This window comes from Streptomyces sp. NPDC085931 (assembly GCF_044540565.1).
In the GTDB taxonomy this organism is placed as follows: Bacteria; Actinomycetota; Actinomycetes; order Streptomycetales; family Streptomycetaceae; genus Streptomyces.
In genome coordinates, this window is sequence record NZ_JBITSK010000008.1 from 385957 (window position 1) to 411441 (window position 25485).

Here is a 25485-nt window from a genome sequence, read left to right on the forward strand (position 1 = left end):
CCGTACACGTGAGCGGACGCTTAGGATGGCGGTCGATGCAGTGACCACCGATCCGCACGCCCAGGAGCCCCGCCCGTGACCGCCGAAGCCCTGACCAGCCCCGCCCTGTCCCACGGCCGGCTGGTCCCCGTGACCGTCCACTTCGACGACCTGGACGCGCTCGGCCTGCTGCACAACGCCCGCTACCCGCTCATGGTCGAGCGGGCCTGGGCCGAGCTGTGGCGGGAGAGGGGCATCCGCTTCGAGGGCGACTGGGCCGCCGCCGGGGACGCCTGCAACGCGGTGAAGGAGCTGACGATCACCTACGAGGCTCCGGTGACGCGGCCCGGCCCCTACGCCGTGCACCTGTGGCTGGAGCGGCTCGGCACGACCGGGCTGACGTACGGCTTCCGGTTCTGCTCGGCGGACGGCGGCACCACCTACGCCCGGGGGACGCGGGTGCTGGTCCGGCTGGACGCCGCCACGCTGCGCCCCGCCCCCTGGAGCGAGGAATTCAGGGCCGCCGGCCGGGAACTGCTGCGTCCGGGCGGCTGATCTTCACCCGGTCGCCCGGACGCAGCACCCGCGCGAAGGCGACCAGGCCGCCGGAGAGCACCGTCACCAGGCAGAACGACACCATCAGACTGGTCGCCTGGGCCAGCATCCCGATCGCGCTCGGCGCGATCAGGCCCGAGGTGTAGGTGATGGTCGCGACGCCGGCGATGGCCAGACTCGGGTTGGCGCCGCTGCGGCCCGCCGCGGCGAAGCACAGCGGCACGACGACGGCGATGCCCAGCCCCATCAGGGCGAATCCGGCCATCGCCACCGCCGGGTGCTGGGCGACGACGATCAGCAGGCCGCCGAGCACGGCGAACACCCCGCTCGCCCGCACGGTCCGCACCGCGCCGAAGCGGTCCACGACCTTGTCGCCGGCGATCCGGGCGACGGCCATGGTGAGCGTGAAGCCCGTCGTGCAGGCCGCCGCGAGACCGGCCGAGGTCTCCAGCTGCTCCCGCAGGTACACCGCCGACCAGTCCAGACTCGCGCCCTCCGCGAACACCGCGCAGAACCCGATCGCGCCGATGAGCAGCGCCGAGCGGGGCGGCAGCGCGAACCGGGGCGGCGGCTCCTCGTCCTCGGCGGGCTGCAGGTCGAGCACCCACTGGCACGAGAGCACACCGGCGACGGTGAGGACCGCGGCGGCCAGGACGTGGTGCAGCCGGGCGTCCGAGCCGAGGTGTGCGGCGAGCGTGCCGGCCGCCGAGCCGATCAGCGCGCCCGCGCTCCACATGCCGTGCAGTCCGGACATGATCGACCGGTCCAGGCGGTTCTCGACCTCGACGCCCAGCGCGTTCATCGCCACGTCCGCCATGCCCGCCGTGGCGCCGTACACGAACAGCGCCAGGCACAGCGTGAGCAGGTTCGGGGCCAGCGACGGCAGCACCAGCGACAGCGTCCACAGGGCGATCAACCCGCGCAGCGCGTTGCGGGCGCCGAAGCGGTGGCTGACGCTGCCGGCCAGCGGCATGGCGAGGGAAGCGCCGAGCGCGGGGAAGGCCAGGGCGAGGCCCAGCTGGCCGGCGCTCACACCGGCGTGGTCCTGGATCCACGGGACCCGGGTGGCGAACGAGCCGGTCACGGCGCCGTGCACCGCGAAGACGGCGGCCACGGCGTACCGCGCCCGCTTCACCTCGCGCTGTGCGTCGACCACGTTGCCCATTCTGCGGTCCCCCTCCTGCTCGCTTCGTGTGCACCACATCGTGCGGGCGTAAACTATCAGGAACCCTGCCTGATAATAAGAGGGCCTCCCGTCGGATCGCGGCCGAGCGGTCCGACGATCTGGAAGGATCCCGGCATGCCCGCATCCCCCAGCACCGCCCGGGCCATCAACGACCGGCTCGCCCTGCGTCTGCTCCAGCAGGAGGGCCCGCTGACGGCAGGGCAGTTGAAGCAACTGACCGGACTGTCCCGGCCGACCGTCGCCGACCTCGTCGAGCGCCTCACCGAGGCCGGCCTGATCGCGGTCGTCGGCGAGGCGGGGGAGCAGCGGCGCGGACCCAACGCCAAGGTGTACGGCATCGTCGCCGACCGGGCGCACCTGGCCGCGCTGGACGTCCGCACCGAGGGCGTCTCCGTGGCCGTCGCCGACCTGGTGGGGCGGGTGTTGGCCGAGGCGTCGGCGCCGATCGACGGGGAGACGGGCACGGGCCCCGCCGTGGAGCAGGCGGTCGCGCTGGTCGAGCGCGCGGTCAAGGAGGCCGGCGCCGACCGGCTGCACACCGTCGGCATCGGGGCGCCCGGGCTGATCGACCCGGCCAGCGGCGAGCTGCGCGACTCCTCCGGGCTGCCCGAGTGGCACCGCAGGCTGGTCGCCGCCCTCCAGGAGCGGCTGCCCGAGACGCGGGTGAGCGTGGAGAACGAGACCAACCTCGCGGCCGTGGCCGAGCAGCGCGACGGCGCCGCCCGCGACCGGGACACCTTCGTCCTGCTGTGGCTGGGGCACGGCACGGGAGCGGCGGTGGTGCTCGACGGGGCGCTGCGCCGCGGTGCCTCCGGCGGTACCGGCGAGATCGGCTTCCTGCCCGTGCCGGGCACCAGCGCGCTGCCGACCGCGACCGACTGCGAGGGCGGCTTCCACTCCCTGGCCTCGGCGGCGGCGGTGGTGGACCTCGCCGCGCGCTGCGGTGTGCCGGCGGCCGCAGGCCGGCCGGCCTCGGCCGGCGGAGCGCTGCGGGCGGCGGTCGGACTGGTCCGGGACGCGGCGGCCGGGAACACCGCGCCCGGAGCCGCGTTCCTGGACGCCCTCGCCGACCGGCTGGCCGTCGGAGTCGCCTCGGTCGCCGCGATCCTCGACCCCGGGTGCGTGGTGCTCGGCGGTGAGGTCGGACAGGCCGGAGGCGCCGGGCTCGCCGCGCGGGTGACCGAGCGCCTCGCCCGGATGACCCCGCTGCCCACCGAGGTGCGCGCCACCACCCTGGGCGGCGGCGCGGTCCTGCGCGGCGCGCTGCTGACGGCGCGCGACCGCGCGCAGGAGCAGCTCTTCACCTCTCCGGAACGGCCTCTTCCGGAACGGCCTCTTCCGGAACGGCCTCTTCCGGAACGGCCGCTTCCGGAGCGGTCGCTCCCGGAACGGCCGCTTCCGTAGGGGCGGGGCGCGAGCGCCTGGGAAGGCCCGACGGCGGGCAAGGGCCGTCGTCACCGCCGCCGGGCCGGTCCGTGGGGGGTGGGGAGTGCCGACCCTGGCGCTGACCCTAGAAAGGACTAGACCACAGCGTCAATAGGTGCGTACCAAGCCGAGTCCCCGGCCGGGGGCGGCAGTTGGCGCACCGTCGCGCACGGGAAGGGCCGGACCACGTTCTGTGAGGCAGCCCACACCGTTCGCCCGTCTGGACCTCGATCGGGCGTGGCACACTGGCCGTGTACCAGTAGCAGCGCACTCCGGGGTCGGTGAAAGTCCGAACCGGCGGTTACAGTCCGCGACCCGGTCGCCTCCAGCGACCGGTTGACCAGGTGAAATTCCTGGACCGACGGTTAAAGTCCGGATGGGAGGCAGTGCGCGGCGAGCGGGCATCCGTGCGCGCCGCCCGAGCGGTCCGTTGTGAAGGCGGGCTCCGTCCGGCGTCGTCCCCGGTGTTCCCGTTCGTGTCATCTGTCGTCATCGACAGCCCCGGAGTCCGTGCCCGAAGAGGCAGGAGGACCCGGGAAGTGTTCACCGGAATCGTCGAAGAGCTGGGCGAGGTCACCGCCGTCGAGACCCTCGACGACGCCTGTCGCTTCCGCCTGCGCGGCCCCGTCGTCACCCAGGGCGCGAAACACGGCGACTCCATCGCCGTCAACGGCGTCTGCCTCACGGTCGTCGACCACGAGGGCGACGAGTTCACCGCCGACGTCATGGCCGAGACCCTGAACCGCTCCAGCCTCGGTGCCCTGAAGGCCGGATCCCGGGTCAACCTCGAACGCCCCATGGCCGTCGGCGACCGTCTCGGCGGGCACATCGTGCAGGGCCACGTCGACGGCACCGGCGAGATCCTGGAGCGCACGCCCTCGGAGAACTGGGAGATCGTGAAGATCTCCCTGCCCGCCGACCTCACCCGGTACGTCGTCGAGAAGGGCTCCATCACCGTCGACGGCATCAGCCTCACCGTCGTCGACGCCGGCCCCGACCACTTCACGGTCAGCCTCATCCCCACCACCCTCGACCTGACCACGCTCGGCCACAAGCAGCCCGGCGACCCGGTCAACCTCGAAGTGGACGTCATCGCCAAGTACGTCGAGCGCATGCTGGGCGACCGGGCCCAGGGGGTGGCGAAGTGAACTCGCTCAACTCCGAGGCCTTCACCCTCTTCGGCCAGCACATCCTCTGGTCGGACATGATCGGCAACCTCTTCGGCCTCGCCGCCCTCGCCCTCGGCTGGCGGCGCTCCATCTGGACCTGGCCCGTGCAGTTCCTGGCCGGCCTCATCCTCTTCGGCGCCTTCTTCGGCCACCTCACCGGCAGCGCCGGCAAGCAGGCGGTCGTCATGGTCGTCGCCCTGTACGGCTGGTGGCAGTGGCAGCGCGGCAGGGGCCAGGGCGAGGACGGCCACATCGCCGTCCGGTTCGCCACCTGGCGCGAGCGCGCCGCCATGGCCGCGGCGGCCGCCGCCGGCACGGTCGCGGTGGCCCTGCTCTTCACGGCGTACCCGAAGCTGTCCTGGGACCCCTGGCCGGACGCCTACATCTTCGTCGGCACGGTCGTCGCCATGTACGCCCAGGCCCGCGGCATGGTCGAGTTCTGGTTCGCCTGGCTGCTCGTCGACCTCGTCGGCGTGCCCCTCAACTTCGCCAACGGCTACGCCTTCTCCGGCTTCGTCTACGTCATCTACGGCGCGCTCGTCCTGTGGGGCCTGCGCGACTGGTGGCTGCGCTCGCGTCAGGCCGCGCGGCCCACCCTGGAAGGAGCGCCGGCATGAGTGCCGCACCGATCCTGTACCGCACCGACGGGGAGTTCGAGGACCTCGTGCTCGACCCCGTCGAGCAGGCCATCGCCGACATCGCCGCCGGCCGCCCGGTCGTGGTCGTCGACGACGAGGACCGGGAGAACGAGGGCGACCTCGTCATCGCCGCCGAGAAGGCGACCCCCGAGATCGTCGCCTTCATGATGAGCGAGTGCCGCGGCCTGATCTGCGCCCCCATGGAGGGCGACGAGCTGGACCGGCTGAAACTCCCGCAGATGGTCGAGGACAACACCGAGTCGATGAAGACCGCCTTCACGGTCTCCGTCGACGCCTCCGCCGCCCACGGCGTGAGCACCGGCATCTCCGCCGCCGACCGCGCCACCACCCTGCGGCTGCTCGCCGACGGCGTGTCCGGACCCGGCGACTTCGTCCGCCCCGGCCACATCTTCCCGCTGCGCGCCCGCCCCGGCGGCGTCCTGACCCGCAACGGCCACACCGAGGCCGCCGTCGACCTCGCCCGCCTCGCCGGCCTGCGCCCGGCCGGTGCCATCGTCGAGATCGCCGGCGAGGACGGGCGCATGCTGCGCCTGCCCGAGCTGGTCCCCTTCGCCCGCAAGCACGGCCTGACGATCATCTCCATCGAGGACCTGATCGCCTACCGCCGCGGCAGCGAACCCACCGTCCGCCGCGAGGCCAGGACGCAACTGCCCACCGCCCACGGCACGTTCACCGCCCTCGGCTACCGCTCCACCGTCGACGGCGTCGAGCACGTCGCCCTGGTGCACGGCGACATCGGCGACGGCCGGGACGTCCTCGTCCGCGTCCACTCCGAATGCCTCACCGGCGACGTGTTCGGCTCGGCCCGCTGCGACTGCGGCCCCCAGCTGGAGGCCTCCCTGGCCCGCATCCGGGACGAGGGCCGCGGCGTGGTGGTGTACCTGCGCGGTCACGAGGGCCGAGGCATCGGCCTGATGTCCAAGCTGCGCGCCTACGAACTCCAGGAGCGCGGCCGCGACACCCTGGACGCCAACCTCGAACTGGGCCTGCCCGCCGACGCCCGCGACTACGGCGCGGGCGCGCAGATCCTCGCCGACCTCGGCGTGCGCAGCGTGCGGCTGCTGACCAACAACCCCGACAAGACCGACGCCCTCACCCGGCACGGCATCACGGTCGAGGCCCGTGTGCCGATGCCGGTCAGCGCCGGCGAGCACAACCTCCGCTACCTGCGCACCAAGCGGGACCGGATGGGCCACGACCTGCCCTGGCTGGACACGACCACCGTGCCGGCCTGCGGCAACCAGTAACGAAGCACACAAGGGAGCAACGTGAGCGGCAAGGGTGCACCGGAACTGTCCGTACGCAATGTGGGTGATCTCCGGGTCGCCGTCATCGCGGCGCAGTGGCACGAGAAGGTGATGGACGGTCTGGTGGACGGCGCCCTGCGCGCCCTGCACGACCTCGGCATCGACGAGCCGACCCTGCTCCGGGTCCCCGGCAGCTGGGAGCTGCCGGTGGTCGCCAAGGTCCTCGCGGGCCGCGGCTACGACGCGATCGTCGCCCTCGGCGTCGTCATCCGCGGCGGAACCCCCCACTTCGACTACGTGTGCCAGGGCGTCACCCAGGGCCTGACCCAGGTGTCGGTCGACACCGGCGTCCCCGTCGGCTTCGGCGTGCTCACCTGCGACACCGAGGAGCAGGCCCTGGACCGCGCGGGCATCGAGGGCTCCAGCGAGGACAAGGGACACGAGGCCGTGACGGCCGCGGTGGCGACGGCGGCCACGCTCCGCTCGGTATCCGAACCCTGGCGCTGACGAAAGGCGTACGTGGCATAGGCTGAGCGTCACCATGTCCAAGAAGACGTTCGAGGAGCTCTTCACCGAGCTCCAGCACAAGGCCGCCCACGGCGACCCCGCCACTTCCCGCACCGCAGAACTGGTCGGCAAGGGCGTCCACGCCATCGGCAAGAAGGTCGTCGAGGAGGCCGCCGAGGTGTGGATGGCCGCCGAGTACGAGGGCAAGGAGGCGGCCGCCGAGGAGATCTCGCAGCTGCTGTACCACGTCCAGGTGATGATGGTCGCCCGCGGCATCTCCCTCGACGACGTCTACGCCCACCTGTAAGCCGCACCCGTTCCCGCCCCGCCCCACGCAAAGGAAGCCGACCTCATGCTGCGCATCGCCGTCCCCAACAAGGGTTCCCTGTCAGGACCTGCGGCGGAGATGCTGCATGAGGCCGGCTACCAGCAGCGCCGGGAGTCCAAGGAGCTGCGGATCGTCGACCCGACCAACGAGGTCGAGTTCTTCTACCTGCGCCCCCGCGACATCGCGATCTACGTCGCCTCCGGGCAGCTCGACATCGGCCTCACCGGCCGGGACCTGCTCATCGACTCCGGCGCCGACGCCGAGGAGATCCTCCCGCTCGGCTTCGCCCGCTCCACCTTCCGCTACGCCGGCAAGCCCGGCACCATCAGCGGCCTGGCCGACCTGGCCGGCAAGACCGTCGCCACCTCCTACGAGGGGATCGTCGCCGGCCACCTCGCCGAGCACGGCATCGACGCCTCCGTCGTCCACCTCGACGGCGCCGTCGAGACCGCCATCCAGCTCGGCGTCGCCCAGGTCATCGCCGACGTCGTCGAGACCGGCACCTCCCTGCGCAACGCGGGCCTGGAGGTCGTCGGCGAGCCGATCATGCAGTCCGAGGCCGTCGTGATCCGCCGCACCGGCGCCGACCCCGATGACCCCAAGGTCCAGCAGTTCCTGCGCCGCCTCCAGGGCGTCCTGGTCGCCCGCACGTACGTGATGATGGACTACGACTGCCGCGTCGAGCAGCTGGAGAAGGCCGTCGCCCTCACCCCCGGCCTGGAGTCGCCGACCGTCTCCCCGCTGCACAACGAGGGCTGGGTCGCCGTCCGCGCGATGGTCCCCGCCAAGGAGGCGCAGCGGATCATGGACGACCTGTACGACATCGGCGCCCGGGCCATCCTGACCACGGCCATCCACGCCTGCCGGCTGTAAGAGGGGCGTACGCCGATGTCCGACCTGCCCACCCTGCCCGTCACGTTCCGGCCGGGCAGCACCCGCCTCGTGCTGCACGGCGCCGCCGTCGCGATCCTCGTGGTGATCACGGCCGTCGCGATGCTGCTGGAGCAGCTCAGCCCCGCCGAGCGCCTCAGCTTCGTCGTCACGGCGCTCCTGCTGGACGCCGTGCTGCTCCTGCTGGCGCGGCCCAAGGTCGTCGCCGACGAGGACGGCGTCACCGTGGTGAACCTCACGAACAAGCGCCGGCTGGCCTGGGCGGAGATCCTCCAGGTGACCCTCCGCCCCGGTGACCCCTGGGTGTTCCTCAACCTCAGCGACGGCACCAGCCTGCCCGCCCTGGGCATCCAGCCCGGCATCGCCAAGCAGCGCGCCATCGCCGACGCCCGGGCCCTGCGGGCGCTCGTCGAGGCCCGTTCCGTCGCGGACCCCGAGCGGCGCCCCGACTGAGGCGTGGCCATTCGCACGGCCGTCGCCACTGCCGCACCGGGCGGTGTCTTGATTAATCTGTTGGCGGAGGCGCTACGGACGCGCCTTCGCCGCTGCTGCCCCGCCCGGTGCGCAGAGGCTTCCTGCTGACAGAGGAGTGACCCCCTCCGGCGATGGACGGATCGTCCTGCAGTACCTGCGCCGCCCCCTGCCGACATAGCGCGGACCGAGTCCGCGCTCGCGCACAGGCGGCGGCATCATGACCATCCCCCTGCTGCTTCTGGCAGCCGCGTTCCTGCTGATTCTCGCCAACGGATTCTTCGTGGCGGCCGAGTTCGGACTCGTGACGGTCGAACGGCCCGAGGCCGAGAAGGCCGCCGCCGAGGGCGACCGGCGCGCCCAGCGCGTCGTCGAGTCACTGAAGGAACTGTCCTTCCAGCTCTCCGGCACCCAGCTGGGCATCACCATCACCTCCCTGGTCGTCGGCATGCTCGCCGAGCCGGCGCTGGCCGAGCTGCTGCACGGCCCGTTCATCTCGATCGGCGTCCCCGAGGGCGCCGTCTCCGGTGTCACGGTCGTCGTCGGCATGCTGGTGGCCTCCGCCGTGCAGATGGTGATCGGCGAGCTGCTGCCCAAGAACTGGGCGGTGTCCCGGCCGCTGCAGGTCGCGCGTTTCGTCGCGGCGCCGCAGCACGTCTTCGCCCGGCTGTTCCGCCCGGTCATCGCGGGCCTCAACGCCGTCGCGAACCGGCTCGTACGGGCCCTCGGCTTCGAGCCCGCCGAGGAGCTGGCCTCCGCCCGCACCCCCGGCGAGCTGGTCTCCCTGGCCCGCCACTCCGCCCTGGCCGGCGCCCTCGAACAGGACACGGCCGACCTCTTCGTGCGGACCCTGTCCCTGGGCGAGCTGACCGCGCAGCACGTGATGACACCGCGCGTGAAGGTCAGCGCCCTGCAGTCCTCGGCCACCGCCGAGGACGTGGTCAACCTGACCCGCGCCACCGGCCTGTCCCGCTTCCCCGTCTACCGGGAGCGGATCGACGAGGTCGTCGGCATGGTCCACCTCAAGGACGCCCTGGCCGTGCCCGTCCAGGACCGGCTGCGCACCCCCGTGGGCCGCATCGCCCGCCCGGCGCTGCTCGTCCCCGAGACCCTGCCCGTCAAGCCCCTGCTGACCCGGTTGCGCAGCGAGCAGCCCATCGCGGTCGTCGTCGACGAGTACGGCGGCACGGCCGGTGTCGTCACGCTGGAGGACATCGTCGAGGAACTCGTCGGCGAGGTCCGCGACGAGCACGACGGGCACGACCTGCCCGAGCTGGCGGCCGCGCCGCCGGAGGAGGGCAGGCCCGCCTGGGACGTCGACGGCAGCTGCCGCGTCGACGTGCTCCAGCGCATAGGCCTCGACGTCCCCGAGGGCCCGTACGAGACCGTCGCCGGCCTGATCGCCGACCTGCTGGGCCGGATCCCGGCCGTCGGCGACCGGGCGGAGCTGCCCGGCTGGCGCCTCGCGGTGCGCCAGGTCGGGCACAACCGCGCGGAGCGCGTCCGGCTCGTGCGGACCGCCCCGGTGACCGCCAAGGCGGAGGCCGTCCGATGAGCGTGCTCCAACTGCTCTTCGCCGCGCTGCTCGTGCTGGCCAACGGCTTCTTCGTGGGCGCCGAGTTCGCGCTGGTCTCGGTACGCCGCAGCCAGATCGAACCGCTCGGCACCGCCCGCGCCCGGCAGGTCCTGTACGGGCTGGAGCGGCTGCCGCAGATGATGGCGGCGGCCCAGTTCGGCATCACGGTCTGCTCCCTGACCCTGGGAGCGGTCGCCGAACCGACCGTGGCCCACCTGCTGGAGCCGGTCTTCGAGCGGATCCACCTGCCCGAGGGCGTGATCCACCCGCTCACGTACGTGATCGCGCTGGCCGCGGTGGTCTTCTTCCACCTCGTCATCGGCGAGATGGTCCCGAAGAACCTGGCGATGGCCGCGCCCGAGAAGGCCGCGCTGTGGCTCAGCCCCGGCCTGGTCTGGTTCGCCCGCTTCTGCAAGCCGGTCACCGTCGCCCTCGGCGCCGTGTCCCAGGGCATCCTGCGGCTCTTCCACGTCGAGCCCAAGGACGAGGTCGAGGCCGTCTTCACCAGCGAGCAGCTCAACCGGCTGGTGGAGGACGCGGGACAGGCGGGCCTGCTCGACCCGGAGGAGGCCGAGCGCCTGGAGGACGCGCTGGAGCTGGGCTCCCGCCCGGTGACGGACGTCCTGCTCAAGCGCGAGTCGCTCGTGACGGTCAGCCCCTCGGTCACCCCGGCGCGGATCGTCGAACTGACGGCCCGCACCGGCTACTCCCGTTTCCCGGTGGCCGCGGACAACGGCGCGTTCATGGGCTACCTGCACGTCAAGGACGTCCTGGACCTGGAGGACTCGGACCGGGCCGTGCCCCAGCAGCTGTGGCGGCCCATGACGACCCTGCGGTCGGAACTGCCGCTCGACGACGCGCTGACGGTGATGCGGCGGGCCGCGACGCACCTGGCGCAGGTGGCCGACGGCTCGGGCCGGGTGCTCGGGCTGGTCGCGCTGGAGGACGTGCTGGAGCTGCTGGTCGGAGAGGTGCGGGACCCCGCCCACCGCCAGGTGCGCGAGGTACGGCTGACCGAGCCGAGGTCGGGCGAGGAGGTGCTGGCGACGTAGCGGGCCGGTACCTCACCGGTACTCACAGTCCGGGCGGATCCTGCGGGCCCCGCCCGGACAGCACCTCCCCGTACGCCTGCATCAGATCCGGCAGCCGCAGGGTCGCCAGGTCCTCGCGCCCCAGAGCCCCGGGGTACCCCGACAGCCGCAGATCCCGGTAGGCGCAGCTCTTCTCGTACAGCGTCCGCAGGAACCGCCCGTTGCCCAGCTCGTCGATCCAGCCCTGGTCCACCACGTGCCCGGCGATGGAGCGCAGCTCGTCGAGGGCCTCCTCGTCCCAGACGTCGCCGTTCTCGGCGGCCAGCACCTTGCCGATCTCGGTGAGTTCGAGGGGGCGGTAGGACGGGAAGTCGACGCGGGTGGTGAAGCGGGAGGACAGCCCGGGGTTCGCGGCGAGCAGCCGGTCCATGCCCTCCGGGTAGCCGGCCAGGATCACCACGAGGTGGTCGCGGTTGTCCTCCGCCCGCTTCAGCAGCACCTGGAGCGCCTCGTCACCGTAGGCGTCGCCCTTGCCGTAGCCCGAGTTCGACAGCGCGTACGCCTCGTCGACGAAGAGGACGCCGCCGAGGGCCGAGTCGATCAGCTCGTTCGCCTTCACGGCGGTCTGCCCGAGGTACTCGCCGACCAGATCGGCGCGCTGGGCCTCCACGAGATGGTCGCCGCCGAGCAGCCCGAGGGCGTAGAAGACGCGGCCCAGAATGCGGGCGACGGTGGTCTTGCCGGTGCCGGAGGGGCCGGAGAAGACGAAGTGGCGTTTCGGCGGCTGGACCGGCAGCCCCTGGCCGGCCCGCAGCCGGGCCATGTTCAGCTGCGCCGACAACGCCTTGACCTGGCGTTTCACCGGCTCCAGCCCGACCATCCGCTCCAGCTCGGCGAGCGCCTCCTCCAGTAACGCCGGATCGGTGGGCCCGGTGGGCAGGGACGGCGTCGGGCCGGTCCGCTCGCGCACGGACGGGCTCGTGACCGGCGGCAGGGGAGTGGACAGGGGCGGCTCCAGGTCGGGCAGTCTCAGCTCGCGCCCCTCGGTGCCGAAGAGCGGGTCGAAGCCGTCCGGCCCGTCCACGGCGTCCTGCCCGGCGCCGGTGAGCGTGATCGCCGCCAGGCCGGCGGCGTCCTCGTAGCCGTCGCCCTCGGCGATCGCGGCGAGCCGGGCCGAGGTGTCCATGAACGCCGGGTCGACCCGGTGCACGGCCCGGTACAGGGGGAGCGCGGCGGCGCTGCGGCCGGTGCCCTCGTGGGCCCGGGCCAGCCAGTAGCGCAGCTCCTTGCGCTGGGGCTGTTCGCTGCGGCAGCGCATCAGCGCGGCGGACAGCAGCGGTTCGGCCTGCCCGTACATCTCCAGCCGCACCCGGGCCATGCCGCCGAACAGCCCCGCCTCGATGCCGAGCATGGGGTCGTCGAGCAGGGGGTCGGTGTGCCGGACCAACTGCTCCCAGTCCTTGACCAGATAGGCGCGGCAGGCGTGCAGGAAGCGGACCTGGTGGTCGGTGTCCACGGGCGGCAGCCCGGCCAGCGCCCGGTCCAGCTCGGGGACGTGGCGGCCGTCCAGCCAGTGCGAGGCGTGCGCGAGCAGCAGGTCGCGCGGGCTCTCCAGCACGGGCTGCACCCACCAGCCCAGCCAGTACCAGGAGTTGAGCGGGCGGCGGTAGCGGGTGCGCTGTTCCCCGAAGCGGTCACGGTGGCGGAACATCCGCAGCAGCGCGGTCGTCGTGTCGATGCGCAGCGCGTGCAGCCCGAGCCAGCCGTCGGCCATCCCGGGATCCATCCGCACGGCGGCACGGAACTCCTCCTCGGCCTGCGGATAGGCGCCCATGGTGTACGCGTCCACGCCCCGCAGCCAGGCGAGGTCGGCCGGGGCCTGCGGGCCCTGCGTGCCGAAGTCCATCCCGTCCCCCACGAAGCGTGCCCCCGTCGGTCTGCCAACGAGCCGTCCCCCGGCCGGCTGCCCTGCTCGAACCGCTGTGCCGCGGACCGGAGTTGCACCGTGCGCGCAGCAACCGTCCGCGGGTCGCGACGAGGGCATCGTACCCGCGGGGGCGGCGCGGCCGTAGGGTGCCGCACGGGCCGTTCGGCGAGGTCGGAGGGGTTGCGGGACGGTCGCGGCCGTGACCGAGGGTGAGCGTTCGATGCCGCGTGGCGCCCTGAGGGCCGGGAGAAGACAGAACGAAGCCCCCGGTCACGGGGGAACAACCGGGGGCCTCGCGTCCTGGGGCGGCCCTCGACGGCCGCACATTGAGAACGTAAGACCTGTACGGCCCGCCGGTCAAGCCGAGTTGAGGCAGTCCGGGAAGATGTCCCGCACGGCTCTTCACAAGTTCACCACACTGCGGGCGGTCCGTCACCCTGCGTGAGCGGCGGATCCGGCGGCGGGCTTCCCACAGGCCCCGTGAGCACCTCGTATCCCTCTTCGATCTGCCGTACCAGGACATCGGCGAACGGCCGGGAGGGGTCCTCGGCGAAGTGCCGGCGCTCGGCAGGGACCCAGCCGTTCCAGAACTCCCGCTGCTCCTCCCCGTCCCGGCAGCGACCCCGCGCCCAGGCCTCCTCGCGCGGCAGGTCCAGCCACAGCAGCAGGGCCAGACGGGGGCGGAGCGCGCGGCGTCCCGCACCGACGCCCTCCAGCAGGAGTACCGGGGCGGGCGGCAGCGGGCGGGGCGGGCCGAAGCGGCGGGCCCGCCAGTCGTAGGGGGAGTAGTGCGCGGTCCGGCCCCGGGCCAGCGGTTCGATCACCTGCTCCAGCAGCCGCCCGGTCCAGTCGAAGAGTGCGTCGTGGCTGGCGATGTCGTCCAGGCGCAGCACCGGGGCGCCGCCCAGCGCCCGCGCCAACTCCCCGCTGAACGTGGTCTTCCCCGAACCGGCGTGCCCGTCGATCCCGACGAGCCGGACGGGACCGCAGGAGGGGGGCAGGCGGCGGATCCGGCAGGCCAGTTCGCCGAGGGCGGGCCCCGGTGCGGGGCGGAAGGGCGCATTCATCTCGCCCAGCACTCTAACGACGGGCTCGCGCGGCCCGCGACGATGGGCTCGCGCGGCCCCGATGACGGTCATGCGCGGCTCCGGCGGGGGGCTCGCGTGGCTCCGACGGCGGGCGTGTGTCGCTCCGGCGATGGGCTTGTGCTGCTGCGGTGCCGCTCCGACGGCGGGCTCGCGCGGCCGCGAGGATGGGCTCGCGTGGCTCCGGCGACGGGCACGCCCCCCTGCGGCGTCGCTCCGGCGACGGGCATGCGCCGCTGCGGCGTCGCTCCGGCGGCGGGCTCGCCCGGCCCCGACAGCGGGCATGCGCCGCTCCGGCCACGGGCACGCGCCGCTCCGGCGGTGGCGCTGCCGGCGGTGCCGCAGGCCGGCGCCGGCGGGTGCCACAGGTCGAGGCCAATATTGGTGGGCGTGGCGCGGGTCGAAGTGCTGGCAGGACCCGGCGGGCTGTGCTCATATGTGGCGCACACACGGACGCGACCGACCGTGTGCCGGACCTGCCCCGCCCCTGCCCGACTCCGACCACCGGGGGTCCCGCCATGAGCAGAGTCGACCAGCCGTCCCGCAGAACCGTTCTGGCCGCCCTGGCCGCCGCCGCCGTCACCACGAGCGCGGGCCCGGCGGCCGCCGAACCCGAGGGCACCATGACGACCGACCTCGCCGCCGCCGACCGGGCGGCCCCGGCCCGGACCGTGGACAACCGGGCCTGGTTCTCCTACGGCGACTGGTGCTCCGGAACCGCCCGGGGCACCCGCGCCGTCGCCGGCGGCCATCCGGGCCTGATCCTCGCCACGCCCGCCGGAACCACCGCCTACACGGACCCGCACACCGGCACCACCGCCTCCTGGGAGTACGGCACCTGGACGTCCGCCGCGCACCGGTTCGCCGTTCCCGCCACGGAGGCGATCGTCTCCTGGAACGCGCACACCCCGCCCGGCACCTGGATCCAGATCGAGGCGCGGGCCACCTACTCGGACGGCACCAGCAGCCCCTGGTACGTGATGGGCCGGTGGGCCGCAGGCGACCAGGACATCCGCCGCACCTCGGTCGACGACCAGAGCGACGGCCGCAGCACCGTCTGGACGGACACCCTGGCGGTCGACGACCCGTCGGCCGGACTGCGCCTGACCGCCTGCCGGCTGCGCCTGACCCTGTACCGCACGCCGGGCAGCGGCGCCACGCCCACCGTGCGGCGGCTGCACGCGATGGGCTCCGACGTCCCCGCCCGCTTCACCGTCCCGGCCTCCCGGCCCAATCTCGCGAGGGAACTGGCCGTCCCGCGCTACTCGCAGGAGATCCACAAGGGCCAGTACCCCGAGTACGACAACGGCGGCGAGGCCTGGTGCAGCCCCACCTCCTCCCAGATGGTCATCGAGTACTGGGGCGGCCGGCTCACTCCCGAGCAGCTGGCCTGGGTGAACCCCGCGTACGCCGACCCGCAGGTCTGCCACGCCGCCCGGTTCACCTACGACCACCAGTACGGCGGCTGCGGCAACTGGCCGTTCAACGCCGCCTACGCGGCCACCTTCGAGGGCCTCGGGGGCGTGGTCACCCGGCTCGGCTCGCTGACCGACCTGGAGACGCTGATCGCGGCCGGCGTCCCGGCCATAACGTCCCAGTCGTTCACCAAGGGGGAGCTGACCGGGGCCGGGTACGGCACGGCGGGGCACCTCATGACCGTCATCGGGTTCACCGCCGACGGCGACGTGATCGCCAACGACCCGTACTCCGAGAGCAACGAGGCCGTGCGGCGCGTCTACCGGCGGCGCGAGTTCGAGAACATCTGGCTGCGGACCAAGCGGTACAACAGCTCCGGCGCCGTCGCCTCCGGCACCGGGGGAGTCTGCTACCTCTACTTCCCGGCGAGCCCGACCACGGCCCAGCGCAGGGCCCTGGCGGCCGTGGGCGTGCGCGTGTGACCAAGCTCTCGGCCGCATAAGCCGCTCCGGGTGGCAAGGTGGGACACAACTCCGGGGGGAAGTCCGTCCGCACCACCGAACGAGCGAGAACCATGACCGCGCACTCCGCCACCGCCACCACCGCCGGCGTCCGCACCGGCGGCCCTCGAGAAGACGGCCCGAAGATCGTCGAGCACGTCATGGGCTGGGCCCTGGTCGTGGTCGTCGCGATGCTCGTGACCCAGCTCGGGCTGCTGTGACCTGACCCACGCCCGGGGTGTGGGGCCTGCCATACTGCGAAGGTCCCGCACCCGCCCGTGAGACCAGGGTCGAAATTGAATATCAGCCCCCAGCCCGCCGCGCGCCCCCGGGCCCGCGGCACCGAGCGCTCGACGGCGCGCCGTGCCGAACTCATCGCCATCGGGCGGAGGTTGTTCGCCGACACGTCCTACGACGCCCTGTCGATGGACGACATCGCCCGGCAGGCGCACGTCGCCAAGGGGCTGATCTACTACTACTTCCAGTCCAAGCGCGGCTACTACCTGGCCATCATCCAGGACTCCGTCACCGAGCTGATCACGCTGGCCGCGAGCGGTCCCGAACTGCCCCCGGTCGACCGGGTCCAGCGCACCGTCGACAGCTATCTGCGGTACGCCGAGCACCATCAGGCCGCGTACCGCACGATCGTCAGTGGCGGCGTGGGCTTCGACGCCGAGGTGCACGCCCTGCGTGACGGGGTGCGCGCGGCCGTCGTCGCCACCATCGCCGAGGGGGCGTACGGCCGCGCGGACGTCGGCCCGCTGGCGCGCATGGCCCTGCTCGCGTGGGTGTGCAGCGTCGAGGGGGCCACGCTGGAGTGGATCGACCGTCCGGACCTGCCCCGCGCGACCATGCGCGAGCTGCTGGTGAAGACGCTCGGCGGCACCCTGCGGGCCATCGAGGAGCTGGACCCGGCCCACCGGGCTCCCGAACCCGCCCGCCGGGGCGGGTGAGCCGGAGCGCACGCGAAAGGGGCGGAGCGTCCGCACGGACCCTCCGCCCCCTCGATCATCCGGGGCCTACCTGATGGCCTTGATGAGCTCACCGCCCGCGGTGTCGCCGCTCAGCTCCCAGAAGAACGTGCCGCCCAGACCCTGCTGGTCCTTGTAGTTCATCTTGGTCGCGATGGTCGCGGGGGTGTCGTAACTCCACCAGTCGCTGCCGCACTTGGCGTACGCCGTGCCGGCCACCGTCCCCGTCGCCGGGCACTTGGTCTTGAGGACCTTGTAGTCCTCGATACCCGGTTCGTACGTGCCGGCCGCCGGGCCGGTCGCGGTGCCGCCGGGCGCCGCCTGGGTGACGCCGGTCCAGCCGCGGCCGTAGAAGCCGATGCCCAGCAGCAGTTTCGAGGCGGGGATGCCGAGGCCCTTGAGCTTCGCGATGGTCGCGGAGCTGTGGTTGTCCGCCTTCGGGATGCCGGCGTACGAGGTCAGCGGGGAGTGCGGGGCCGTCGGTCCGGCGGCGTCCCAGGCGCCGAAGAAGTCGTACGTCATCGGGTTGTACCAGTCGACGTACTGGGCGGCGCCCGCGTAGTCCGCGGCGTCGATCTTGCCGCCCGGGGTGGCGTCGGCGGTGATCGCCGCGGTGACCAGGTTCTGCGAGCCGAACTTGGCGCGCAGCGCCTGCATCAGGTTCTTGAAGGCGGCTTTGCCGCTGGTGTCGCAGGTGGCACCGCAGGCGTTCGGGTACTCCCAGTCGATGTCGATGCCGTCGAAGACGTCGGCCCACTTGGAGTTCTCGACCAGGTCGTAGCAGGACTGGGCGAACGCGGCCGGGTTCTTCGCGGCCTCGCCGAACCCGGCCGACCAGGTCCAGCCGCCGAAGGACCACAGCACCTTGAGGTTCGGGTGCTTCTGCTTCAGCTTGCGCAGCTGGTTGAAGTTGCCGCGCAGCGGCTGGTCCCAGGTGTCGGCCTTGCCGTCGACGGACTCGGCGGCGGTGTACGCCCGGTCGGTGGCGGCGTAGGCGTCGCCCATGGCGCACTTGCCGCCGGTGACGTTGCCGAAGGCGTAGTTGATGTGGGTGAGCTTGGCGCCCGAGCCGGACGTCTCGATGTCCTTGACGTGGTACTTGCGGTCGTAGGTGCCCCATTCGGTGAAGTACCCGAGGACCTTCGAGCCGGCCTTGGCCTGCGGGGCGGCCTGGACGTCTGCGGCGGCCTCCTGAGCCGAGGTCGCCGCGGTGGCGGAGGTGCCGGCGCCGGCCAGCAGCCCGGCGCCGAGGACGGCGCAACAGGCCGCGGACACGATGGCCCGGAAGCGGGAGGGGTGGGGGGTGGGCATCCGGTGTCTCCTCGTGGGGGGAGGGGAACGCCGCGCTCATTGGCATGAACGCGGTGAGTCGGTGGAGCGAAACAGTAGGAGGACTAGACCAGTTGGTCAATGGTGCGGACCAATTTCGCCGCCACGGGCGCCCCCCGCCCTTTCTTGAAGTAAGCGGTCGTTAACTGGTGACGCCATGCGTCCGATCGGGCATACTCACAGCGCACAGCCGCTGGTCAGCAGCTTCCGCGACCCGGGACTGCAAGCATCGGCCAGGCACCAGAACGACCCGGCGGCGCCGCCCCCACCCTTGGGCACGTCCGCCAGCGCCCGACAGGGAGGAGAGCGTCGCCATGCCCGACCGCGCCCCGCAGCCGGTGGACCGGCAACTGCCCACGGAGGAGGCCCGGGACCTGATCTCGCTCGTCCGCGACATCGCGCAGCAGGAGATCGTCCCGAAGGCGGCCGAGGAGGAGGACGCCGGCCGGTTCCCGCGCGAGCTGTTCACCCTGCTCTCCCGCTCCGGCCTGCTCGGCCTGCCCTACGACTCCGAGTACGGCGGCGGCGACCAGCCCTACGAGGTGTACCTGCAGGTCCTGGAGGAACTCGCGGCGGCCCGCCTCACCGTCGGCCTCGGCGTCAGCGTGCACACCCTGGCCTCCTACGCCCTCGCCGCCTACGGCACCAAGGAGCAGCAGGTCGAGCACCTGCCCGCGATGCTCGGCGGCGGCCTCCTCGGCGCCTACTGCCTCTCCGAGCCGCACTCCGGGTCGGACGCCGCCGCCCTGCGCACCCGCGCGGTGCGGGACGGCGACGACTGGGTGATCAACGGCTCCAAGGCCTGGATCACCCACGGCGGCATCGCCGACTTCTACACGGTCATGGCGCGCACCGGCGAGGAGGGCCCGCGCGGGATCACCGCCTTCCTGGTGCCCGGGGACGCGCCGGGGGTGAGCGCCGCGCCGCCCGAGAGGAAGATGGGCATGAAGGGCTCGCCCACCGCCCAGGTCCACTTCGACGAGGTGCGGGTGCCCGACGCGCGGCGCATCGGCGAGGAGGGGCTGGGCTTCGCGATCGCCCTGTCGTCCCTGGACTCCGGGCGGCTCGGCATCGCCGCGTGCGCGATCGGCCTGGCTCAGGCGGCGCTGGACGAGGCGCTGTCGTACGCGGCGCAACGGCGCCAGTTCGGCAAGCCGATCGCCGACTTCCAGGGGCTGCGCTTCATGCTCGCCGACATGGCGACGCAGATCGAGGCGGGGCGTGCGCTCTACCTCGCCGCGGCCCGGCTGCGCGACGCGGGCCGGCCGTTCGCCCGGCAGGCGGCCATGGCCAAGCTGCACTGCACCGACACGGCCATGCGGGTCACGACCGACGCCGTGCAGATCCTCGGCGGCTACGGCTACACCGCCGACTTCCCGGCCGAGCGCTACATGCGCGAGGCCAAGGTGCTGCAGATCGTCGAGGGCACCAACCAGATTCAGCGCATGGTCATCGCCCGCCATCTCGTGGGTCCAGAGGAACGCTGAACTGGTCGAGGCCCCGCCAGGGCGCCGCGAGCCGCATCCACTCCGGGTCGTGCCGGCCCGGCAGGGTGCGCCCGCCCGCGGCCCAGGTGCGCATCAGGTCGCGGTAGATCGGCGGGTCCTGATACCGCGGCGGACCCGGCCGAACCGATTCTGCGGGCGGCGGGACGTACAGGAGGCGCTGACGCCCGGTCGCTGAGGAGATGGGGGTCATACCCGGGCAACGCGGCAGAGGCCGGACAGGTCACCGGGTGGGGGAATCGGGCGTGCGTTCCCCGGGCCCCCGGCCGCGGACGCACCAGGCCCGCACCACGGCCGTCAGGGAGCCGCGGCGCGGGCCGGTCATCGGGGTGGAGCGGGCGGGCGGTGCGGGCCCGCGCTCAGGCCGCGTCGCGGCGCATCACCGGCACCCTCATCGGGCGCGAGCCGGGGCCGCCGACGTGCGAGAAGGGCTGGGTCCGCCAGTCGAGTCCCTGGGGGAGCGTCAACAGCAGGGCGGTGTCCTGCTCCTGCGGAGCCACGGACTCGTCCGCGGGGCGGGCGTCCGCGGCCCGGCGGCCGGTGCCGGCACAGACCGTGAGCCCGAACGGGTTCCACGGCGAGGCGCACAGCGCGTGCTCCGGCAGCACCTCCTCGTCCGCCAGCAGGGCGATGGGCTGCGCGCAGTCCGGGCAGACGACCCGGAACATCTCGAAAGTGTCGTAGGCGTCGAGTTCGTCGTCGAACGGGTCGGGTTCGACGCCCTCCGGCTCGGGCTCGACGACGAGCTGCGGCCGCTTGGGTGCGGTGCGACCAGGGCGCTTGAGACTCTGCATTGGGTACTCCCCCTCGGGCTGGGCCGTATCAGGCACTGCGGCCTCGACCACAGCAAGCACTTCCCGTCCCCCCTGGGTGGTAATCACGAGAACATCACGGAGACTGTTCGAGCCCTGTGGCGTTCGTCACATGCCGCGCGCGGGTGTTCCCCGGGGCGGGTTTGTCCCCCGGACGGCGGACCGTCGGCTTCCGGCCACATCACGAACCGGGTATGACCTGCGCTCCTGAGGTATCCGAGGAGATCAACCGCCCTGTAGGTTCTTGCGCCATGGAGGAGCTGGACCGACAGATCGTGCAGCTGCTCGTCAAGGACGGGCGGATGAGCTACACCGACCTGGGCAAGGCCACGGGGTTGTCCACCTCGGCCGTGCACCAGCGGGTGCGGCGGCTGGAGCAGCGGGGGGTCATCCGGGGCTACGCGGCGGTCGTGGACCCGGAAGCCGTGGGGCTGCCGATGACCGCGTTCATCTCGGTGAAGCCCTTCGACCCGAGCGCGCCGGACGACATCGCGGACCGGCTGGCCGGGGTGCCGGAGATCGAGGCGTGCCACAGCGTGGCCGGCGACGAGAACTACATCCTCAAGGTGCGGGTGGCGACCCCGCACGAGTTGGAGGAACTGCTGGCGCGGGTGCGGTCGCTGGCGGGCGTGTCCACGCGCACGACGGTGGTGCTGTCCACGCCGTACGAGGCGCGGCCGCCCAGGATCTGACCGGCGGCTCCACCCCTCGGCTGCGGTTCGCGAGCGGGGCCTGTGAAACTGTGCTCCATGAGTGAGTCCCCTACGCCGCCCCAGACCGTCCTCCTGCGCCGCGGAGAGGTGCACAGCCCCGCCGATCCGTTCGCCACCGCGATGGTCGTGGAGCGGGGGCAGGTCGCCTGGGTCGGTTCCGAGGGTGCCGCCGACGCCTTCGCGGACGGGGTCGACGAGGTCGTCGACCTCGACGGAGCGCTGGTCACCCCCGCGTTCACGGACGCGCATGTGCACACCACCGCCACCGGCCTCGCCCTCACCGGCCTCGACCTGTCGAACGCGCCCTCCCTCGAAGCCGCCCTCGCCCTCGTCCGGGACTTCGCCGCCGCCCGTCCGCAGGACCGCGTGCTGCTCGGCCACGGCTGGGACGCCGCACGCTGGCCCGGCGGGCGCCCGCCCACCCGGGCCGAGCTCGACGAGGCCACCGGGCACCGGCCGCTCTACCTCAGCCGGATCGACGTCCACTCGGCCGTCGCCACGACGGCTCTGCTCGACCTGGTCCCGGACGCATCCCGCGAGGACGGGCCGCTCACGGCCGACGCCCACCACGCCGTACGGGCGGCCGCGTTCGCCGCCGTGACGCCCGCCCAGCGCACCGAGGCGCAGCGCGCCGCCCTGGCGCACGCCGCCGCGCTCGGCATCGGCACGCTCCACGAGTGCGCCGGCCCCGAGATCTCCTCCGAGGACGACCTCACCGGCCTGCTGCGCCTGGCCGCCGAGGAGCCCGGACCGCGCGTCGTCGGCTACTGGGCCGAGCAGGACGTCGCCAAGGCGCGCGAACTGGGCGCGATCGGCGCCGCCGGGGACCTGTTCGCCGACGGCGCCCTCGGTTCGCACACGGCCTGCCTGCACGAGCCGTACGCCGACGCCGGGCACACCGGCCGGGCGTACCTGGACGCCACCGCGATCGCCGCGCACGTCGTCGCCTGCACCGAGGCCGGGCTCCAGGCCGGCTTCCACGCCATCGGCGACGCGGCCGTGGACGCCGTGGTCGAGGGCGTGCGCGCCGCCGCCGAGAAGCTGGGACTCGCCCGGGTCCGGGCCGCCCGGCACCGCGTGGAGCACGCCGAGATGCTCACCCCGGAGTCGATCGCCGCCTTCGCCGAACTCGGGCTCACCGCCTCCGTCCAGCCCGCCTTCGACGCCCTGTGGGGCGGCGAGGAGGGCATGTACGCCCAGCGGCTCGGAGCGGAACGCGCCCGCGGCCTCAACCCCTTCGCGGCCCTGCTGCGGGCCGGCGTACCGCTCGCCTTCGGCTCCGACAGCCCGGTCACCCCGCTCGACCCCTGGGGCACGGTCCGGGCCGCCGCCTTCCACCGCACGCCGGAGCACCGCGTCTCCGTGCGCGCCGCGTTCACGGCGCACACGCGCGGCGGCTGGCGGGCCGTCGGACGCGACGACGCGGGGGTCCTGGTGCCGGGCGCCCCGGCCGACTACGCCGTCTGGCGCACCGGCGAACTCGTCGTGCAGGCTCCGGACGACCGCGTCGCCCGCTGGTCCACCGACCCCCGCTCCGGCACCCCGGGGCTGCCCGACCTGACCCCGGGCCGTGACCTGCCCGTCTGCCTGCGGACCGTCGTCGGCGGGCGCACGGTCTTCGTACGGCCGGGCGAGTGATCTACGGGGGTGGCGCGCACGCGATCGTGCGCCGCGCCCCCCGCGCGCGACCTGCGCATCCACCGCACTGACCAGGGCTTTGCCGCACAAGGCGCAGGTCAGAGGGCTGTTGACAGGCAGCCGCAGGGGGCCGGTAGGTTCGGCCGAGTCCACCACCGGACGCCCGACCGGGGAGCGTTCGCACACTCGCCGCAGCGCCGCCGGGTCAGGGACGGTGTGCCGCACCGGGGCACCGCCACTGGGAGCCAGGCTCAGGCCGGCGCAGCGCCGAGGGAGCGTTCCGGCCGGTCGGGGAGGTGTGACCCGGGTGGGGCCCGGCCGCTCAGTAGACAACGGCTTTCGGTCGATCCGCAGCCGGCGGATCCCAGGCCGGCCCGAAGGGCGCCGGGCCCCCATCCGCCGTCCGCGCGCGCCGCGAGGGCGCATTCCTCCCCGCGTTCCGCGGATTCGACGCCACCATTCGAACGTCCTGTCACGTCGGCGCAGGCGGGGGCCACTATGGTGGACCCCTGCGTACGGACATGAAGGGGCAGCAGTGAACGACGGCGACGGCACCCTCGCGGCAGGAGCCCAGGGGAGGAAGTTCGGCCCGCTCGGCACGGCCTTGGTGATCATCCCGACCTACAACGAGGCGGAGAACATCAAGAGCATCGTCGGCCGGGTGCGCGAGGCCGTCCCGGAGGCCCACGTGCTCGTGGCCGACGACAACAGCCCGGACGGCACCGGCAAGCTCGCCGACGAACTGGCGGTCTCGGACGACCACGTCCACGTGCTGCACCGCAAGGGCAAGGAGGGCCTCGGCGCCGCCTACCTGGCGGGCTTCCGCTGGGGCCTGGAGCGCGACTACGGCGTGCTGGTCGAGATGGACGCCGACGGCTCCCACCAGCCCGAGGAGCTGCCCCGGCTGCTCACCGCGCTCAAGAGCGCCGACCTGGTGCTGGGCTCGCGCTGGGTGCCGGGCGGCCGGGTGGTGAACTGGCCGAAGTCGCGCGAGGTGATCTCCCGGGGCGGCAGCCTGTACTCGCGGCTGGCGCTCGACCTGCCGCTGCGGGACATCACCGGCGGCTACCGCGCCTTCCGCCGCGAGACCCTGGAGGGCCTCGGCCTCGACGAGGTCGCCTCGCAGGGCTACTGCTTCCAGGTGGACCTGGCCCGCCGCGCGGTCAAGGCCGGCTACCAGGTCGTGGAGGTGCCCATCACCTTCGTCGAGCGCGAACTCGGCGACTCCAAGATGAGCCGCGACATCCTCGTCGAGGCGCTGTGGCGGGTCACGGCGTGGGGCGTGGGAGAGCGGGTCGGGAAGGTCACGGGGCGCGGCGCCAAGCAGTCCAAGCCATCCGTGCCGTAGCACCCGAGGGCCCGCCCGGCGTACCGGAACGCCTGCTCGGGGCCTTATCCCGCGCTGAGCAGGGGCCAGGCACACTGGAGTCATGACGACTGGCGCTCAGACCCCCAGCCACCCCGCCCGGCCCCGGCGCTCCCGCCTGCTCAGGTTCCTGCCGCTGGGGATCGCCGCATGGCTCGTGCTGGAGGTCTGGCTGCTCACGCTGGTCGCCGGGGCGTCGAGCGGGCTCGTGGTCCTGCTGATCCTGCTGGCGGGCCTGGTCCTGGGCTCCGTCGTCATCAAGCGGGCCGGCCGGCGCGCCTTCCGCAAGCTCTCCGAGACGCTGCAACAGCAGCAGGGCGGGGCGATGCCCGCGTCGGCCCGGCCGAACAGCGAGGGCAACGGCCTGATGATGCTGGGCGGTCTGCTGCTGATCATCCCCGGCCTGCTCTCGGACGCGGTGGGTCTGCTCCTGCTGCTGCCCCCGGTCCAGAAGGCCGTGAGCCGCTCCGCCGAGCGCACCTTCGAGCGCAAGCTCCGCGCGGCCGGCCCGGGCAGCCTGGGCGGCGCCTTCCAGCAGGCGCGCATGTACCGCCCGGACGGCAAGGTCGTCCAGGGCGAGGTCGTCCGGGACGAGCCGGCCGGCGGCGCCGCCGAGCGGCCGCGTCCGCCGCTGACGCACTGACCGGGCCGGGGGGAACGGCCGGGGGGAACGACCGCATGAGACTGATCCGGCCGGGAGAACGACGGCATGAGAAAACCGCGGGCGCCGTACATGACGTACGGCGCCCGCGGTTACCGGTGTGCGCTGATCAATCCGCCAGGCCTTGCAGGGACCTAGGCCGACTTGCGGCTGTCCCGGGGATGAACAGCGATGTTCATCGCACCGGAGCGGAGAACCGCCAGACGCTCCTCGAGGACCTCTTCGAGTTCCTCGCGGGTACGCCGCTCCATCAGCATGTCCCAATGCGTACGCGCGGGCTTGGCCTTCTTCTCTTCCGGGCCGTCGCCGTCCACCAGGAGTGCCTGGGCCCCGCAGACCTTGCACTCCCACTCCGGCGGGATCTCCGCCTCGACCGAGAAGGGCATCTCGAAGCGGTGCCCCTTCTCGCATGCGTACTCCACGGCCTGGCGCGGGGCCAGGTCGATGCCGCGGTCCGTCTCGTAGCTGGTCACCACGAGGCGCGTGCCGCGAAGAGCTCGCTCACTCATGAATCGTGCCTCCCGGGCTTGTCGCCCAC

The 25485-nt window shown here is 73.0% G+C and carries 26 protein-coding genes and 1 riboswitch; of the genes, 19 read left to right on the top strand and 7 right to left on the bottom strand.

Translation table 11 applies throughout. The features are described 5' to 3' along the window. Positions 1 to 75 precede the first annotated feature (75 nt). Positions 76 to 534, top strand: coding sequence for an acyl-CoA thioesterase (locus ACIGAN_RS19880; protein ID WP_399859077.1), 459 nt, complete (start codon positions 76 to 78; stop codon positions 532 to 534). Here the strand turns inward: ACIGAN_RS19880 and ACIGAN_RS19885 are convergent. Beyond that, positions 494 to 1699 carry an MFS transporter gene (locus tag ACIGAN_RS19885; protein WP_365740786.1) on the bottom strand — a complete coding sequence of 402 codons (1206 nt, stop codon included), beginning with the start codon at positions 1697 to 1699 and terminating at the stop codon, positions 494 to 496. The two genes, ACIGAN_RS19880 and ACIGAN_RS19885, sit on opposite strands and share 41 nt — an antisense overlap. Before the next feature lie 135 nt (positions 1700 to 1834). Between ACIGAN_RS19885 and ACIGAN_RS19890 the strand changes: the two genes are divergently transcribed. The 10 genes from ACIGAN_RS19890 (at position 1835) to ACIGAN_RS19935 (ending at position 11045) form a co-directional block, all read left to right on the top strand. Beyond that, positions 1835 to 3124 carry an ROK family transcriptional regulator gene (locus ACIGAN_RS19890; protein ID WP_399859080.1) on the top strand — a complete coding sequence of 430 codons (1290 nt, stop codon included), beginning with the start codon at positions 1835 to 1837 and terminating at the stop codon, positions 3122 to 3124. A 284-nt stretch (positions 3125 to 3408) separates the two neighbouring features. Continuing rightward, positions 3409 to 3539: riboswitch (FMN riboswitch) on the top strand. Positions 3540 to 3684: 145 nt separating this feature from the next. After that, positions 3685 to 4293 (top strand): riboflavin synthase, encoded by a 609-nt coding sequence (locus tag ACIGAN_RS19895; RefSeq protein WP_365740788.1) that lies wholly within the window; start codon positions 3685 to 3687, stop codon positions 4291 to 4293. Continuing rightward, the gene (locus ACIGAN_RS19900; protein WP_399859082.1) at positions 4290 to 4931 is read left to right on the top strand and encodes a nicotinamide riboside transporter PnuC; all 642 of its coding nucleotides are present in this window, start codon (positions 4290 to 4292) and stop codon (positions 4929 to 4931) included. Before ACIGAN_RS19895 ends, ACIGAN_RS19900 begins: the two co-directional genes overlap by 4 nt. Continuing rightward, positions 4928 to 6220, top strand: coding sequence for a bifunctional 3,4-dihydroxy-2-butanone-4-phosphate synthase/GTP cyclohydrolase II (locus ACIGAN_RS19905; RefSeq protein WP_399859084.1), 1293 nt, complete (start codon positions 4928 to 4930; stop codon positions 6218 to 6220). Before ACIGAN_RS19900 ends, ACIGAN_RS19905 begins: the two co-directional genes overlap by 4 nt. Positions 6221 to 6241: 21 nt before the next feature. Next, on the top strand, positions 6242 to 6727 hold the full coding sequence (ribH, locus tag ACIGAN_RS19910) for a 6,7-dimethyl-8-ribityllumazine synthase (protein WP_031116695.1): 486 nt from the start codon (positions 6242 to 6244) through the stop codon (positions 6725 to 6727). Positions 6728 to 6761: 34 nt separating this feature from the next. Further along, on the top strand, positions 6762 to 7034 hold the full coding sequence (locus tag ACIGAN_RS19915) for a phosphoribosyl-ATP diphosphatase (protein WP_007491392.1): 273 nt from the start codon (positions 6762 to 6764) through the stop codon (positions 7032 to 7034). A 45-nt stretch (positions 7035 to 7079) separates the two neighbouring features. Continuing rightward, positions 7080 to 7928 carry an ATP phosphoribosyltransferase gene (hisG, locus tag ACIGAN_RS19920; protein WP_365096872.1) on the top strand — a complete coding sequence of 283 codons (849 nt, stop codon included), beginning with the start codon at positions 7080 to 7082 and terminating at the stop codon, positions 7926 to 7928. Positions 7929 to 7943: 15 nt separating this feature from the next. Further along, positions 7944 to 8399, top strand: a complete 456-nt coding sequence (locus ACIGAN_RS19925; protein WP_365096875.1) for a PH domain-containing protein — start codon at positions 7944 to 7946, stop codon at positions 8397 to 8399. A gap of 238 nt (positions 8400 to 8637) precedes the next feature. Beyond that, entirely contained in the window at positions 8638 to 9972 is a 1335-nt protein-coding gene (locus ACIGAN_RS19930) for a hemolysin family protein (protein ID WP_365096878.1), read from the top strand. Beyond that, the gene (locus tag ACIGAN_RS19935) at positions 9969 to 11045 is read left to right on the top strand and encodes a hemolysin family protein (protein WP_365740791.1); all 1077 of its coding nucleotides are present in this window, start codon (positions 9969 to 9971) and stop codon (positions 11043 to 11045) included. The genes ACIGAN_RS19930 and ACIGAN_RS19935 overlap by 4 nt, the downstream gene beginning before the upstream one ends. Positions 11046 to 11067: 22 nt before the next feature. On the opposite strand, the gene ACIGAN_RS19940 is transcribed toward ACIGAN_RS19935, so the two are convergent. After that, positions 11068 to 12930, bottom strand: coding sequence for an AAA family ATPase (locus tag ACIGAN_RS19940; protein ID WP_365096883.1), 1863 nt, complete (start codon positions 12928 to 12930; stop codon positions 11068 to 11070). A 431-nt stretch (positions 12931 to 13361) separates the two neighbouring features. Further along, positions 13362 to 14018, bottom strand: coding sequence for a hypothetical protein (locus tag ACIGAN_RS19945; RefSeq protein WP_399859207.1), 657 nt, complete (start codon positions 14016 to 14018; stop codon positions 13362 to 13364). 536 nt (positions 14019 to 14554) lie between these two features. Between ACIGAN_RS19945 and ACIGAN_RS19950 the strand changes: the two genes are divergently transcribed. From ACIGAN_RS19950 to ACIGAN_RS19960, 3 genes are all read left to right on the top strand, one after another. After that, complete coding sequence (locus ACIGAN_RS19950) at positions 14555 to 15934, top strand: peptidase C39 family protein (RefSeq protein WP_399859091.1); 1380 nt, start codon at positions 14555 to 14557, stop codon at positions 15932 to 15934. 92 nt (positions 15935 to 16026) lie between these two features. Continuing rightward, positions 16027 to 16173: an SCO1431 family membrane protein gene (locus ACIGAN_RS19955; protein WP_365740793.1), complete on the top strand. Its 147-nt coding sequence runs from the start codon at positions 16027 to 16029 to the stop codon at positions 16171 to 16173. A 75-nt stretch (positions 16174 to 16248) separates the two neighbouring features. After that, positions 16249 to 16905, top strand: a complete 657-nt coding sequence (locus tag ACIGAN_RS19960; protein ID WP_365740794.1) for a TetR/AcrR family transcriptional regulator — start codon at positions 16249 to 16251, stop codon at positions 16903 to 16905. A gap of 66 nt (positions 16906 to 16971) precedes the next feature. On the opposite strand, the gene ACIGAN_RS19965 is transcribed toward ACIGAN_RS19960, so the two are convergent. Continuing rightward, complete coding sequence (locus ACIGAN_RS19965) at positions 16972 to 18234, bottom strand: glycoside hydrolase family 18 protein (RefSeq protein ID WP_399859094.1); 1263 nt, start codon at positions 18232 to 18234, stop codon at positions 16972 to 16974. Between the two features lie 332 nt (positions 18235 to 18566). Here ACIGAN_RS19965 and ACIGAN_RS19970 point away from each other — a divergent pair, with 332 nt between their 5' ends. Beyond that, positions 18567 to 19739 (top strand): acyl-CoA dehydrogenase, encoded by a 1173-nt coding sequence (locus ACIGAN_RS19970; protein ID WP_399859096.1) that lies wholly within the window; start codon positions 18567 to 18569, stop codon positions 19737 to 19739. Here the strand turns inward: ACIGAN_RS19970 and ACIGAN_RS19975 are convergent. Together ACIGAN_RS19975 and ACIGAN_RS19980 are read right to left on the bottom strand one after the other, a co-directional pair. Continuing rightward, complete coding sequence (locus tag ACIGAN_RS19975) at positions 19702 to 19950, bottom strand: hypothetical protein (protein WP_399859099.1); 249 nt, start codon at positions 19948 to 19950, stop codon at positions 19702 to 19704. The two genes, ACIGAN_RS19970 and ACIGAN_RS19975, sit on opposite strands and share 38 nt — an antisense overlap. 166 nt (positions 19951 to 20116) lie before the next feature. Next, on the bottom strand, positions 20117 to 20551 hold the full coding sequence (locus ACIGAN_RS19980) for a hypothetical protein (protein ID WP_399859102.1): 435 nt from the start codon (positions 20549 to 20551) through the stop codon (positions 20117 to 20119). Positions 20552 to 20820: 269 nt separating this feature from the next. On the opposite strand from ACIGAN_RS19980, the gene ACIGAN_RS19985 reads away from it, so the two are divergent. The 4 genes from ACIGAN_RS19985 to fxsA all read left to right on the top strand — a co-directional run bounded on the left by ACIGAN_RS19985 (position 20821) and on the right by fxsA (position 24929). Further along, entirely contained in the window at positions 20821 to 21261 is a 441-nt protein-coding gene (locus ACIGAN_RS19985) for an Lrp/AsnC family transcriptional regulator (protein WP_006136660.1), read from the top strand. A 57-nt stretch (positions 21262 to 21318) separates the two neighbouring features. Next, a complete protein-coding gene (locus ACIGAN_RS19990; RefSeq protein ID WP_399859104.1) occupies positions 21319 to 22920 on the top strand; it encodes an amidohydrolase in 1602 nt (533 codons plus the stop codon). 535 nt (positions 22921 to 23455) lie between these two features. After that, complete coding sequence (locus ACIGAN_RS19995; RefSeq protein WP_365096907.1) at positions 23456 to 24268, top strand: polyprenol monophosphomannose synthase; 813 nt, start codon at positions 23456 to 23458, stop codon at positions 24266 to 24268. A gap of 82 nt (positions 24269 to 24350) precedes the next feature. Further along, entirely contained in the window at positions 24351 to 24929 is a 579-nt protein-coding gene (gene fxsA, locus ACIGAN_RS20000; protein ID WP_399859106.1) for an FxsA family membrane protein, read from the top strand. A gap of 152 nt (positions 24930 to 25081) precedes the next feature. Here fxsA and ACIGAN_RS20005 read toward each other — a convergent pair whose 3' ends face one another. Then, entirely contained in the window at positions 25082 to 25456 is a 375-nt protein-coding gene (locus tag ACIGAN_RS20005; protein ID WP_003977404.1) for an RNA polymerase-binding protein RbpA, read from the bottom strand. Positions 25457 to 25485 lie beyond the last annotated feature (29 nt).